Below are 13,267 nucleotides of genomic sequence, written 5' to 3'. Positions count from 1 at the left end.
TTGATTTTTAAATAGAAAACGTTTACTATATAGGTATAGATGGATTACTAAAAGGAGAAAGACCCCTATGGATTTACCTAAAGAAATACGATACCGAGCGTATTCCGACTGGAGTACCGAAGAAAGAGCTGCTATTGCAGAAAATGTCAACAAGTCACCTTGGCATGTCACTTATCACATTGAGCCAAAAACAGGCTTATTAAACGACCCAAACGGCTTTTCTTTTTTTAACGGCAAATACACCCTTTTCTACCAAAATTGGCCATTTGGCGCAGCTCATGGCTTGAAAGAATGGGTTCATACCGAGTCAGAAGATTTGGTGCATTTCCATACAACTGGCGCAGAATTGCTGCCTGACACCAAGCACGATAGCCACGGGGCTTATTCAGGTTCAGCCTACGAAATCGACGGCAAATTATTCCTATTTTACACAGGAAATGTCCGTGATAAAAACTGGGTACGTGACCCTTTGCAAATCGGGGCTTGGATGGACAAAGACCACAAGATCACCAAATGCAAAGACGTGCTTATTCAGCAGCCTAGCGACGTGACTGAACACTTCCGTGACCCACAAATTTTCAAATACGATGACCAATTTTATGCTATTGTTGGAGCTCAAAGTCCTGAAAAATCAGGCTTTATCAAGCTTTACAAAGCCCTTGACAACAACGTTGAAAACTGGGAAGAAGTGGGTAATCTTGACTTTGGCGGAACAGGGTCAGAATACATGATTGAATGTCCAAACCTTGTTTTTGTGGATGGAAAACCAGTCCTACTTTACTGTCCACAAGGTCTGGATAAGGCAGAATTGGATTACCAAAACATTTACCCAAATACCTACAAAGTGTGTCAAACGTTTGATACAAAGATCCCTAAATTGGTTGATCCATCAACAATCAACAACTTGGATTATGGATTTGAAGCTTACGCAACACAAGGGTTCAATGCGCCTGATGGACGTGCTTTGATTGTGAGTTGGATTGGATTGCCAGATATTGATTACCCAACTGACCAATACGACTACCAAGGGGCACTTAGCTTGGTCAAAGAATTGTCTATCAAAGACGGCAAACTCTACCAATACCCTGTCGAAGCCATTACAAGCCTGCGTTCAAGCTCAGAACCGCTTGCTGACAAAGCCGAAACAGCAAACATTTACGAATTAGAAGTTACTTTTGCTGCTGACCAAGTATCAGAATTATTACTATTCGCTGACGACAAAGGAAACGGCCTACGTTTGACTGTGGATACTGCCAACGGAAAAGTCATCCTTGATCGTAGCAAAGCTGGCGTGCAATACGCAACTGATTTTGGTCAAACCCGTGAATGTGACATTGAACCAACAGAAACCACTGCCAACATCTTCGTCGATCGTTCAATTGTTGAAATTTTCATTAACAAAGGAGAAAAAGTATTTACCAGCCGCGTCTTCCCAGAAGCAGGGCAAAGCGGTATTCAGCTCACAGCTGGGGAAACGACTGGAACATACTTTGAGTTAACAAAGTAACATGGTAGCAAAATTAACAGATGTCGCTGAATTAGCTGGTGTTAGTCCAACCACCGTGTCGCGTGTCATCAATAACAAAGGGTATTTATCTGAAAAAACCAAAAGCAAGGTTCAAAAAGCCATGCAAACCTTGGGTTACAAGCCCAACAACCTCGCTAGAGGTCTGCAAGGCAAGTCAGCCAAATTGATTGGGCTCATCTTTCCAAATATCAGCAATATTTTTTATGCCGAACTCATCGAACATTTGGAAATCGAGCTTTTCAAACGTGGCTACAAGACCATTATTTGCAACAGTCAAAACGACCCTGCAAAAGAAAAAGAATACCTCGAAATGCTTGAGGCTAATCAGGTAGACGGGATTATTTCATCTAGCCACAATCTTGGCATCAAGGACTACAATCGTGTTGAGGCACCCATTGTTTCTTTTGACCGCAATCTCGCGCCAAATATCCCGATTGTATCCTCTGATAATTTCGAGGGAGGAAAAATGGCCGCTAAAACCTTGCAAAAGAACGGTTGCCAGCAAATCATTATGATTACAGGAAATGACAATACGGACTCACCAACAGAACTGCGTGCCCTTGGCTTTTCTTTCCAAATTCCACAAGGAAAAATCTTCAAAGTGCCAAACAACCTCTCTAACATTCGCCGTGAAATGGAAATCAAGTCCATTATCGCCAACAACAAACCTGATGGGGTCTTCGTTTCTGATGATTTGACTGCAATTTTGACCATGAAAATTGCCAAGCAACTCAAACTTCAAGTACCTGAAGATTTGAAAATCATTGGCTATGACGGCACGACTTTCACCGAAAATTTCATTCCTGAACTTACCACGATTAAACAACCGATTGACGAAATTGCTAATTTAATTGTTGATGTTCTGATCAAAAAAATAAAGGGAGAAAAGACCAGCAAAGACTATGTTTTGCCGATTTCTTTACTCCCTGGTGGCAGTATTTAAAAAGCAAAAAAACAAGCTGAACAATCAGCTTGTTTTTTTACATTGTAATAAACTGGCTTAGCAAACCATTGACAAATTTTGCAGATGTGTTATCTGAATATTTCTTAGCAATTTCAATGATTTCATTGACAGCCACGCGACCTGGTGTTTCGTCAAAATACTTGATTTCAAACAAACCTAGGCGCAACAAAGTTTTATCCGTTAGGGTCAAGCGTTCCAAAGACCAACCTGCTTTTAAATGCTCTTCAATTTGCTGGTCAATCTCTGCTTGAAAGTCTTGCACACCTTTGACAAGGCTAAGGAGAAAGACAGGAATATCAACTGTCACTCCTTCATCATCAAGCATGGGTTTGTCGTAAATGTAGGCAAACTCCGCAGCTGACAAGACATCTCCCCCAAATTCTAGGCTAAACAGGGCTTGGAAAGCACGCTCACGAAGGTCACGTCTGGAATTGGTAAAATTATTAGTCATCCAAAAAATCCTCATCAAACAATGCTTTTAAGTCTGGTTTAGGAGTCTTTTCAGGAACAATGCCTTCTACATGAATGTTTACAGATGAGATGGTTACTTCTGCCATGTCATAAACGGCTGCTTTTACCGCTTTTTGGATAGCAATAGAAACAGCAGGGACATTGACACCGTATTGTAAATAGACATAAATATCCGCATTAACTGTTCCATCTTCTTCTGTTTTAAGATAGACACCTTTGCCCAAAACGGTTTTGCTAAAGCTATCTGTCACCGCTTTGTTACGAAGGGAGTGAACACCATCAACCTTAGTTGCAGCAATACCTGTAATGACTTCCAGTACACGTGGTGAAATGACGATATCACCAATATTTTCAGTTGTCATAAGCATTCCTTTCTAAATACATAAAGGTAAAAAAGTAAAGAGTACAAACTGCCTCTCTACTTACTTTACTGGCTATTACGCACGTGATACGTAAGTACCTTCTTGAGTGTTGATGACTAATTTTTGACCAACTTCAATAAAGTCTGGCACGTTAACCACAAGACCTGTTTCAAGAGTGGCTGGTTTACCTGAACCTGTAACAGTTGCTCCTTTGATTGAAGGTTGTGTGTCAGTAACGATCAATTCAACAGTTGTTGGAACAGTTACACCGATAACTTCTGTACCGTAGAATTGAATTTTAACTTCTGAGTTTTCAAGGATGTAAAGCAATTCTTCTTCAACGTTGGTTACTGGAATTTCGTATTGTTCGTAGCTTTCAGTATCCATGAAGTATGCGGTGTCATCCATTTTGTAAAGGTATTGGGCAGCACGCGTTTCAATGATTGCTTGTTCAAATTTTTCTTCTGGGCGGTAAGTCGTATCAAAAGTTGAACCAGAACGAACGTCGCGGAGTTTCATACGCATAACAGTGTTCCCTTTACCTGGTTTGTGGTGGCTTGCTTCAAGAACTTTGATAAGTTTGCCATCTGATGTTACGAAAGTCATACCTGCTCTAAGCTTACTTGCTTCAATCATTTATTCATTACCTCTTATAAATTAGTTATCGTCTTATTTTACCATAAAATAGAGCATGGCTCAAATGTTTTATAGGGGAATGTCTAGTCAAGGGCTTTAAGCATCTTTTCCCAAATGCACTTCTGGGACGTCATGCTGCACATAAGCTACGCCTTTTTGCTCCATCAGTTCAATGGCAAACGGATGCATGCGGTAAGCCGTCTTGTAGGTGATTTTCTTGATACCTGCTTGTAACAAGGCTTTGGTGCAGTTGATACACGGAAAATGGGTCACATAGATTTCGGTACCTTTTGTAGAAATGCCTTCTTTGGCACATTGGATGAGGGCATTCATTTCGGCATGAACCGTGCGAATACAGTGCCCGTCCTCCATCTTATGCCCAACCTCATTGCAGTTATCAGTAGCAGACACCCCACCGTTGTATCCTGTGGCGATGATGCGATTATCCTTGACCAATACAGCCCCAACAAAAGCACGGTCACAGGTGGAACGCTTGGAAATCAGCTCCGCATTTGCCATAAAATAATCTTGCCAAGAAAGTCTATTTGTCATCGTTTCTTCCTCTTATGCTTATCTAACGCTTGTACAGGCTCGTTTAAGGTAAGACAATCAATTCTTTTGGTGCCAAGGTCAAGACTTCGCAACCCTCTTCTGTGACGATAAGGTCATCTTCGATACGGACACCAAATGCATTGTCCAAATAAATGCCTGGCTCGTCTGTAATCACCATACCTGCTTCAACCACTTCTTCTGATTGACCAAAGTAAGGAATTTCATGGATATCCAGTCCGATACCATGACCAATACCGTGCGTGAAATAATCACCGTAACCCGCATTGGTAATCACATTACGCGCTGCCTTGTCGTAATCTTTACGAACCATACCTGCCTTAACCGAATCAATCACAGCTTGGTTCGCTTCCAAAACCAACTGGTAAACCTCACGCTCCTTGTCGCTAATGTCACCGATGTGAATGGTGCGTGTCATATCGCTAACGTAATGATTGTAGTAGCAACCAAAATCAAGCGTCAGCATATCGCCAGATTCAATGACCTTGTCACTCGCTACACCGTGTGGCATAGCAGAGCGTTTACCTGACGCTACGATGGTTTCAAAGGAAATACCTGATGCCCCATATTCACGCATCCGAAAATCAAGGAAATTGGCGACTTGCAATTCTGTCGTTTGCCCTGCCTTGATAAAGTCCAGCACATCTGTAAAGGCACGGTCAGAAATGGAACAAGCCTTACGGATGGTTGCCATTTCAGAAGCATCTTTAATCATGCGCAATGCTTCCATGAAGTTGGTTTGGGCTTGCAGATGATAACCTGCAAATACCGCTTGCAGATTTTGATAGTAGGCAAAAGACACTTGACTATCAAAGCCAATTCTTTCCAACTTATCTGCTTGGATAACCTTGGCAATCTCTTGCAGAGGGTCACGGCTTTCAATGATGTCAAATCCTTGTACGGATTGTTTCGCAATCAAGGTATAGCGGGCATCTGTCACAAACAAACAGCGTGTTTTAGAAATAAAAACCGTCGCTGACGTCCCCCAAAAACCAGTCATGTAGTAAATATTGTTTTGACCAGTCACCAAAAAACCATCAATACCAACTTTGTCCAACTTTTCTTCAAAACGTTTCAATCTTGTCAACATAGGACTCTCCTTTGCAAGTCTTTTCCCCATTATATCAAAATAAGTTAAAAGCGGATACAAGATTTCGGCATATCACGGAAAAAGCCTCTCCAAATGGCATATACCTTGGAAAAGCTTTCTTGATATTATGATAATTTGTCTTTCAAATATTGTCCTGTGTAAGAACCTTTGACTTTGGCGACTTCTTCAGGCGTACCTGTGGCAACGATTTGACCCCCGCCGACACCACCTTCTGGACCAAGGTCAATCAAGTAATCCGCCGTTTTAATGACATCTAAATTGTGTTCAATCACGATGACGGTATTGCCATCATCCACAAAACGTTGGAGAACTTGAAGCAAGCGTGCAATATCATCCGTATGTAAACCCGTGGTTGGCTCATCAAGAACATACAAACTCTTACCTGTTGAACGTTTGTGCAATTCACTTGCCAACTTCATGCGTTGGGCTTCCCCACCTGATAAAGTGGTTGCCGATTGTCCCAAAGTGATGTAGCCAAGCCCCACGTCTTTAATCGTTTGCAGTTTCCGAGCAATTTTAGGAATGGCTGCAAAGAATTCTACCGCGTCATTGACTGTCATTTCAAGAACTTCGGCAATATTTTTATCCTTGTAACGAACTTCTAGGGTTTCACTGTTGTAACGTGTCCCATGACAAACCTCACAAGGCACGTAAACATCAGGCAAGAAGTGCATTTCAATCTTGATAATCCCATCACCCGAGCAGGCTTCACAACGTCCACCCTTGATATTAAATGAGAACCGTCCTTTTTTGTAACCACGAATTTTGGCTTCGTTGGTTTGGGCAAATAAATCGCGAATATCATCAAATACACCTGTATAAGTAGCTGGGTTTGACCGCGGTGTTCTTCCGATAGGGCTTTGATCAATGTCAATCAAGCGGTCAACGTATTCCACACCTTCTAGGGCACGGTGTTTGCCAGGTTTGGCAGCATTACGATTTAATTTTTGGGCGACAGCTTTTTTCAAAATGCCATTTACCAAGGTCGATTTCCCAGAACCTGACACACCTGTCACGGCAATAAAGGTTCCCAAAGGAAAATCAACGTCAATGTTTTTCAGGTTATTTTCACTAGCTCCCTTGATAGACAAGAAACGCCCATTGCCTTGACGGCGTTCTGTCGGCACAGGAATAGCTTTTTTCCCTGACAAATACAAGCCCGTGATGGAATTGGGGTCCTTGGCCACTTCTTCTGGGGTACCTGAAGCAACGATTTCACCGCCAAAGGCTCCTGCTCCTGGCCCCACATCAATCAACCAATCCGCCTGACGCATGGTGTCCTCATCGTGTTCCACAACAATCAAGGTATTGCCCAAATCACGCATTTTCTTCAAACTAGAAATCAAGCGGTCATTGTCCCTTTGGTGCAAGCCAATTGAAGGCTCGTCAAGAACGTAAAGCACACCAGAAAGGTTGGAACCAATTTGCGTTGCTAGGCGAATGCGTTGGCTTTCCCCACCAGACAAAGTCCCTGCCGAACGTGACAAGGTTAAATAATTCAAACCAACATTGTTTAAGAAAGTCAAACGGTCTTTGATTTCTTTTAAGATAGGTTTGGCAATGACACTTTCATTTTCAGAAAGTTCCAAGTGTTTCAAGTGTTCCAAATGGTCAGACACAGACAAATCAGACACTTGCCCAATGTTCAAGCCATCTTCACCACCCACGCGTACACTGAGGGCTTGCGGGTTCAAACGGTAACCATGACAAGCTGCACAAGTCAATTCGTTCATGTATTCTTTCATGACCTTGCGGGTGAAGTCACTATTGGTTTCATGGTAACGGCGGTTAACATTGTTGACAACCCCTTCAAAAGGAATATCAATGTTGCGTTCGCCACCAAAATCATTGACATAGTGAAAATGAAATTCACGCTCACCTGAACCATATAAGACAAGGTTCTGGTCGTCCTCGCTCAAATCCTCAAAAGGCGTATCCATATTCACGCCAAAGGCTTCCATAGCTTGCTCCAACATGGTTGGGTAATATTGTGACGAAATGGGATTCCACGGAGCGAGTGCCCCTTCACGCAGCGTCTTGTGACGGTCAGGCACCACCAAATCCACATCCACTTCTAATTTAATTCCTAAGCCATCACAGGTCGGACATGACCCAAAAGGCGCATTAAATGAAAAGAGGCGAGGTTCCAATTCTGGCACGGTAAACCCACAAACAGGGCAGGAATAATGTTCTGAAAAGAGCAATTCATTGCCATCCATGGTGTCAATGATGACATAACCATCAGCCAAACGAAGGGCTGATTCGACCGAATCAAACAAACGCGACCGAATGCCTTCTTTGTTAATCAAGCGATCCACAATGATTTCGATATTATGTTGCTTGTTCTTAGACAACTCAGGGACTTCTGAGACCTCGTAAACATCTCCATCGACTCTAGCACGCACATAACCATCCTTTTGAATGCGACTAAAAATGGTCTTGTGTTGCCCTTTTTTACGACGAACAATAGGTGCCAAAATCTGCATCCGTGTCCGCTCAGGCAAGGCTAGGACTTGATCCACGATTTGCTCAACAGACGAAGCCTTAATCGGTCCATGCCCATTGATACAATAAGGCGTCCCTACACGCGCGTACAACAAACGCAAATAATCATTGATTTCTGTTGTCGTTCCCACCGTTGAACGAGGGTTTTTACTGGTAGTTTTTTGGTCAATGGAAATGGCAGGGCTAAGCCCCTCAATCGAATCCACATCTGGTTTTTCCATGTTACCAAGAAACATACGGGCATAAGCTGACAAGCTTTCCACATAGCGGCGTTGCCCTTCTGCGTAAATCGTATCAAATGCCAAACTCGACTTTCCCGATCCAGACAAACCTGTCACCACAACCAGCTTATCCCTAGGAATATCCACATTAACATTTTTCAAATTGTGGGCACGCGCCCCACGAATCGTTAGTTTTTCTTGCATATTTCTCAACCAGCAGTTCCAGTCCGCCGCCATATCTCAATAGTAGCGCACCTCTAATAAGAACTGATAATCCTTTCTAATTAGGCATTTCCACATGTTCCACCTTCATTATAACAAATTTTCTGTGACTTACTTTCCCAAAAAAACTCCGAATTGTAGTATAATAGGAGAGTATGTAAATTTTCCTTTTTTCGTTATGAAAAACAGTGTCTTTTTACAGGCTAAAAATTTAGAACACGATTTGGCTGATAGTGAAAGAAATGCCAAATCCTGTATCTCAGGTAAAAAGGAGGGGTTGTTTTTATGGAACAAATGTTTCTATCAACAGCGTTAGAATTTAAAGAAATCAATACATTCGAGCCAGGCGCTTGGATTAACTTGGTTAACCCCTCCCAGGAAGAATCAGTGAGGCTGTCTGAACAGTTCAACATTGATATCACTGACCTACGTGCACCACTTGACCTCGAAGAAACCTCACGTATTGCCGTTGAGGACAACTACACTCTCATCATCGTTGACGTACCGACCTATGAAGAGAGGAACAACAAAAGTTACTACGTCACCATTCCTTTGGGAATTATCGTGACAGAAAATGCCGTTATTACGACTTGTCTGCAAGAGTTGACCCTTTTTGACAACTTTTTCAATCGCCGTGCGAAAAATTTCTACACTTTCATGAAAACACGCTTTGTTTTCCAATTGCTTTATCGCAATGCTGAGCTTTTCCTAACTGCTCTTCGTTCTATCGACCGCCAAAGCGACCGTATCGAAGCTGAACTGGAAAATGCCACACGCAATGAGCAACTCATCGACATGATGGAGTTGGAAAAATCTATCGTGTACTTGAAAGCGTCTCTAAAATTCAACGAGCGTATTGTCAAGAAACTCTCAAGCAGCAACAGTTCTTTGAAAAAGTACATTGAAGACGAAGATTTGCTGGAAGACACCTTGATTGAAACGCAACAGGCCATCGAAATGGCTGGCATTTACGAAAATGTCTTGAATGCCATGACCGAAACAACAGCCTCTATCATCAACAACAACCAGAACACCATCATGAAGACACTCGCCCTCATGACCATGATTTTGGATATTCCAACCGTAATCTTCTCAGCTTATGGTATGAACTTCCAAAACAACTGGCTACCGCTAAACGGTTTACCTCATGCCTTTTGGTACATCGTCTTTATCGCCGCTTCTATGAGTGCCGCTGTCGTGATTTACTTCTTTAGAAAGAAGTGGTTCTAATGAATGAATTGCCCCACACCCTCTTGTTAAATCCTAATCATTTGACGCAGGGTGTTTACTAGTGAGAGAAAGTAAATCATTTGTTTTCTCTCACTAGTAATTTCTCTTGATGTAAAGACATTACTGGATACACTTAATCATTTGTTATTTCAAAAAACAGGAGAATAGACCTAATGGATCTCAATCAGCTTACTAAAAAGAATCAAGAATTCATTCACATTGCTACCAATCAGTTGATTCGTGATGGCAAATCAGACGAGGAAATCAAAGCTATTTTAGCAGATGTTTTACCAACCATCGTTGAAAATCAGAAAAAAGGGATTACCGCCCGTTCACTTCTTGGCGCACCAACAACTTGGGCTGCTTCTTTCACAACACAAGAATCAGAAACCCAAGACGCTAACAAAAAGAAAAACGATAACCCTTGGTTGATGTGGTTGGATACATCACTATTATTCATCGGCGTCGTAGCCCTTTTAAATGCTGTTATGGCTTTCTTTAGCACGTCAGCAACAAGCTTTGGTTTGCTCTCACTTATCGCCCTTGGTTTTGGTGGTGGGGCTGCTATGTATGTCACTTACTACTTTATTTACCGCCACGCTGGCAAACCAAAAAGCGAGCGTCCTGGCTTTGGTAAAACCATCCTTGTTATCGGACTTTCAATGATGGCTTGGGTATTGGTTTACACGGCAACAGCCTTCTTACCACTTGCCCTCAACCCACAATTGCCAGCAGTTGTCATGCTTATCATCGGAGCTGCTGCTCTACTTGGACGTCATTATCTTCAAAAACGCTACAACATCCTTAGCGCTATGACGCCACAAGCTTAACAGTCAAACCCCTCACTTTTAAAAAGTGAGAGGTTTTTTTGATGCTTTTGATCATACAAAAAACGACTTCACAAGGAAGTCGTTTTTAGCGTCATCGCAACGAATTAGTCTTCGTTTACGAATGGCATAAGAGCCATAACGCGAGCGCGTTTGATAGCTGTTGTTACTTTACGTTGGTTTTTAGCTGATGTTCCAGTAACACGACGTGGAAGAATTTTACCACGTTCTGATACGAAACGGCTAAGAAGCTCAGTATCTTTGTAATCAACATATTCAATTTTGTTAGCTGCGATGTAATCAACTTTTTTACGGCGTTTGAATCCGCCACGACGTTGTTGAGCCATGTGTATTCTCCTTTATATTATAGTGTTTCAAGTCCGATAAACTTGGTCATTCCATACTTTAGAATGGAAGGTCGTCGTCTGAAATGTCCATTGGGTTTGAATTGCCAAATGGGCTTTCGTCGCGACCAAAATTTGGTGTTTGTTGTGAAGGTTGTGATGAAAAACCACTATCATGTGAATTATCCCCAAATGATGGTTGGTTATTGTAACCAGCATTGTAAGAACCACCTGATTGGCCTTCACGTGTAGCACGACTTTCCAAGATTTGGAAATTATCTGCAATTACTTCTGTTACGTAAACGCGTTGACCTTGTTGGTTTTCATAGTGACGGGTTTGAATACGTCCTGTGATACCAACCAATGTGCCTTTTTTAGCCCAGTTAGACAGGTTTTCTGCTTGCTGACGCCAAATCACACAGTTGATAAAGTCAGCTTCGCGTTCACCATTTTGGTTTTTAAAGTTGCGGTTTACCGCTAGGGTAAAAGTCGCAACAGCTTGATTTGATGGGGTGTAACGAAGTTCTGCATCGCGGGTCATACGACCAACAAGTACTACATTATTTATCATAACACACCTTCTTACGCGTCAAGTTTAACAATCATGTGACGAAGAATGTCGCCGTTGATTTTTGAAAGACGGTCAAACTCGTTAAGAGCTTCAGCGTTTTCAGCTTCAACGTTGACAATGTGGTAAAGTCCTTCACGGAAATCTTTGATTTCGTATGCAAGACGACGTTTTTCCCAGTCTTTTGATTCTACAACAGTCGCACCGTTGTCAGTCAAGATAGAGTCAAAACGTGCTACCAAAGCATTTTTAGCTTCTTCTTCAATGTTTGGACGAATAATATAAAGAATTTCGTATTTAGCCATTGATATTTCCTCCTTTTGGTCTAATGACTCGCATCCTTGGACACGAGTAAGTGAGGCATACTCACAATAAATAATTATACTATATTATCCTAGAATGTGCAAGAGATTTATCTAGAAGTTCTGAAATCTCCCTCATCATAGATGGAACGGTTGCTTTCATACAACTCTGTGGCACAATCAAGGCTTTTGCGTAATTGCACCGCTTCGTCACGGCTAGTAAAAATCCGTTGTGTTTGGACATATTATTGACCGCTCCGCCAATACAATTTCTGAACAACCCACATAGCGCTACTCGCTTTTTTGCTAAACATAAGGTTCATTATGGCATATAGAGCAAACCTTGTTTATCTACCATGTAGAAACGACTGTAAGCTTCTTCTTCTGTAAGGCCTTGTTCCATCATTTCCAAAAGAACGCGGTGGGCAATACCTGCACCCGCTGTTCCTCCACCGAAGCAAAGGTAACGTTGGTCTGTTAATTTTTCACCAGTGATATCAAGCGCACCATAGATACCTGCTAGAGTAATGATACCAGTTCCTTGGATATCGTCGTTGAATGTTGGGATTTTATCTTTGTATTTGTTAAGGATAACAGCCGCATTGCTACGTCCGAAATCTTCCCAGTGCAAGTACAAATCAGGGAACAAATCTTCAGCTTCTTTAACAAATTGGTCGATAAAGTCGTAGTAAGCTTCACCACGGATACGTTTGTGGCGATTTCCTAGATAAAATGGGTTGTTTAATAATTCTTCGCGGTCTGTACCAGCGTCAATGACAACTGGTAAAACCGTTTTAGGGTCAATACCTGCTGCTGTGTAAATCATCAATTTTCCGACTGAAATATCCACACCTTGTGTACCCCAGTCACCAATACCTAAAATACCTTCTGCATCGGTTACAACGATAAGGCGGATATTACGATCGCCTGCTGCATTTTTAAGGGTATCAAGAATGTCTTCAGGGTGTTCAACAGAAAGGAAAGCCGTATATTGTGGATCAACAAACAAATCACTGGATTGTTCGATAGATTCTGCAATAACTGGATCGTAAACAATTGGGTTAAATTCAACAACGTGTTCGTTAAACAAATAGTAGAACAAGGTTCTGTTTGTGTTGAAAATTTCCATCAAGAAATGGCGTTTTTCCAAATCGATGATTTACGTTGATAGTGAGCATACGCTTGTTCTGCTTGTTCTTCAATGGTTTGAACTTTTGGAGGAAGTAAACCAACTAAACCAAGTTCTTTACGTTCTTCCAAAGTAAAAGCAGTTCCCTTATTCAAAAAAGGATCATTCAAAATGTCATGTTCTAACATAATAAATATCCTCTCTTTTAATAAATAAATTAGCAAACAAAATTACATAGGCATAGTACAACTTTTCACATAAAAAGTAAAGACATAGG

General features: G+C 41.7%; 13 protein-coding genes and 1 pseudogene. 4 read left to right on the top strand and 10 right to left on the bottom strand.

What is annotated here, in order from left to right:
• The first annotated feature begins 67 nt into the window (after positions 1-67).
• Together HFK82_RS00180 and HFK82_RS00175 are read left to right on the top strand one after the other, a co-directional pair.
• On the top strand, positions 68-1,507 hold the full coding sequence (locus HFK82_RS00180; protein ID WP_154455185.1) for a sucrose-6-phosphate hydrolase: 1,440 nt from the start codon (positions 68-70) through the stop codon (positions 1,505-1,507).
• 1 nt (position 1,508) lies between these two features.
• Positions 1,509-2,471, top strand: coding sequence for a LacI family DNA-binding transcriptional regulator (locus HFK82_RS00175; RefSeq protein WP_168260372.1), 963 nt, complete (start codon positions 1,509-1,511; stop codon positions 2,469-2,471).
• 37 nt (positions 2,472-2,508) lie between these two features.
• Here HFK82_RS00175 and nusB read toward each other — a convergent pair whose 3' ends face one another.
• From nusB to uvrA, 6 genes are all read right to left on the bottom strand, one after another.
• The gene (nusB, locus tag HFK82_RS00170) at positions 2,509-2,943 is read right to left on the bottom strand and encodes a transcription antitermination factor NusB (protein WP_168260371.1); all 435 of its coding nucleotides are present in this window, start codon (positions 2,941-2,943) and stop codon (positions 2,509-2,511) included.
• Positions 2,936-3,325 carry an Asp23/Gls24 family envelope stress response protein gene (locus tag HFK82_RS00165; protein WP_154454933.1) on the bottom strand — a complete coding sequence of 130 codons (390 nt, stop codon included), beginning with the start codon at positions 3,323-3,325 and terminating at the stop codon, positions 2,936-2,938. The genes nusB and HFK82_RS00165 overlap by 8 nt, the downstream gene beginning before the upstream one ends.
• 75 nt (positions 3,326-3,400) lie before the next feature.
• Positions 3,401-3,961, bottom strand: a complete 561-nt coding sequence (gene efp, locus HFK82_RS00160; protein ID WP_168260370.1) for an elongation factor P — start codon at positions 3,959-3,961, stop codon at positions 3,401-3,403.
• A 96-nt stretch (positions 3,962-4,057) separates the two neighbouring features.
• Positions 4,058-4,513 (bottom strand): deoxycytidylate deaminase, encoded by a 456-nt coding sequence (locus HFK82_RS00155; RefSeq protein ID WP_154454935.1) that lies wholly within the window; start codon positions 4,511-4,513, stop codon positions 4,058-4,060.
• Between the two features lie 43 nt (positions 4,514-4,556).
• A complete protein-coding gene (locus HFK82_RS00150; protein WP_168260369.1) occupies positions 4,557-5,621 on the bottom strand; it encodes a M24 family metallopeptidase in 1,065 nt (354 codons plus the stop codon).
• Between the two features lie 125 nt (positions 5,622-5,746).
• Positions 5,747-8,572: an excinuclease ABC subunit UvrA gene (uvrA, locus tag HFK82_RS00145; RefSeq protein ID WP_168260368.1), complete on the bottom strand. Its 2,826-nt coding sequence runs from the start codon at positions 8,570-8,572 to the stop codon at positions 5,747-5,749.
• A 303-nt stretch (positions 8,573-8,875) separates the two neighbouring features.
• Here uvrA and HFK82_RS00140 point away from each other — a divergent pair, with 303 nt between their 5' ends.
• Positions 8,876-9,820 carry a magnesium transporter CorA family protein gene (locus tag HFK82_RS00140; RefSeq protein WP_168260367.1) on the top strand — a complete coding sequence of 315 codons (945 nt, stop codon included), beginning with the start codon at positions 8,876-8,878 and terminating at the stop codon, positions 9,818-9,820.
• 173 nt (positions 9,821-9,993) lie between these two features.
• Complete coding sequence (locus HFK82_RS00135) at positions 9,994-10,650, top strand: DUF1129 domain-containing protein (RefSeq protein WP_154454939.1); 657 nt, start codon at positions 9,994-9,996, stop codon at positions 10,648-10,650.
• Between the two features lie 104 nt (positions 10,651-10,754).
• Here the strand turns inward: HFK82_RS00135 and rpsR are convergent, their stop codons facing one another.
• From rpsR to maeA, 4 genes and pseudogenes are all read right to left on the bottom strand, one after another.
• Positions 10,755-10,994: a 30S ribosomal protein S18 gene (gene rpsR / locus HFK82_RS00130; RefSeq protein WP_000068664.1), complete on the bottom strand. Its 240-nt coding sequence runs from the start codon at positions 10,992-10,994 to the stop codon at positions 10,755-10,757.
• 58 nt (positions 10,995-11,052) lie between these two features.
• Positions 11,053-11,562: a single-stranded DNA-binding protein gene (locus HFK82_RS00125; RefSeq protein WP_168260366.1), complete on the bottom strand. Its 510-nt coding sequence runs from the start codon at positions 11,560-11,562 to the stop codon at positions 11,053-11,055.
• A gap of 11 nt (positions 11,563-11,573) precedes the next feature.
• The gene (gene rpsF / locus HFK82_RS00120; protein ID WP_154454941.1) at positions 11,574-11,864 is read right to left on the bottom strand and encodes a 30S ribosomal protein S6; all 291 of its coding nucleotides are present in this window, start codon (positions 11,862-11,864) and stop codon (positions 11,574-11,576) included.
• Positions 11,865-12,192: 328 nt separating this feature from the next.
• A pseudogene (maeA, locus tag HFK82_RS00115) lies at positions 12,193-13,178 on the bottom strand (oxaloacetate-decarboxylating malate dehydrogenase); the annotation flags it as partial.
• Positions 13,179-13,267 lie beyond the last annotated feature (89 nt).

Origin of the sequence: Streptococcus alactolyticus (assembly GCF_012277075.1) — a bacterium.
GTDB lineage: Bacteria > Bacillota > Bacilli > Lactobacillales > Streptococcaceae > Streptococcus > Streptococcus alactolyticus.
This window is presented reverse-complemented; position numbering and strand designations above follow the sequence as displayed.

What these genes read in the sequence shown, in the direction of transcription:
- efp (WP_168260370.1), bottom strand. Translation starts at nt 3,961, where the DNA reads ATGATTGAAGCAAGTAAGCTTAGAGCAGGTATGACTTTCGTAACATCA.
- HFK82_RS00165 (WP_154454933.1), bottom strand. Translation starts at nt 3,325, where the DNA reads ATGACAACTGAAAATATTGGTGATATCGTCATTTCACCACGTGTACTG.
- HFK82_RS00175 (WP_168260372.1), top strand. Translation starts at nt 1,509, where the DNA reads ATGGTAGCAAAATTAACAGATGTCGCTGAATTAGCTGGTGTTAGTCCA.
- nusB (WP_168260371.1), bottom strand. Translation starts at nt 2,943, where the DNA reads ATGACTAATAATTTTACCAATTCCAGACGTGACCTTCGTGAGCGTGCT.
- HFK82_RS00140 (WP_168260367.1), top strand. Translation starts at nt 8,876, where the DNA reads ATGGAACAAATGTTTCTATCAACAGCGTTAGAATTTAAAGAAATCAAT.
- uvrA (WP_168260368.1), bottom strand. Translation starts at nt 8,572, where the DNA reads ATGCAAGAAAAACTAACGATTCGTGGGGCGCGTGCCCACAATTTGAAA.
- rpsR (WP_000068664.1), bottom strand. Translation starts at nt 10,994, where the DNA reads ATGGCTCAACAACGTCGTGGCGGATTCAAACGCCGTAAAAAAGTTGAT.
- HFK82_RS00180 (WP_154455185.1), top strand. Translation starts at nt 68, where the DNA reads ATGGATTTACCTAAAGAAATACGATACCGAGCGTATTCCGACTGGAGT.
- HFK82_RS00135 (WP_154454939.1), top strand. Translation starts at nt 9,994, where the DNA reads ATGGATCTCAATCAGCTTACTAAAAAGAATCAAGAATTCATTCACATT.
- HFK82_RS00125 (WP_168260366.1), bottom strand. Translation starts at nt 11,562, where the DNA reads ATGATAAATAATGTAGTACTTGTTGGTCGTATGACCCGCGATGCAGAA.
- HFK82_RS00150 (WP_168260369.1), bottom strand. Translation starts at nt 5,621, where the DNA reads ATGTTGACAAGATTGAAACGTTTTGAAGAAAAGTTGGACAAAGTTGGT.
- rpsF (WP_154454941.1), bottom strand. Translation starts at nt 11,864, where the DNA reads ATGGCTAAATACGAAATTCTTTATATTATTCGTCCAAACATTGAAGAA.
- HFK82_RS00155 (WP_154454935.1), bottom strand. Translation starts at nt 4,513, where the DNA reads ATGACAAATAGACTTTCTTGGCAAGATTATTTTATGGCAAATGCGGAG.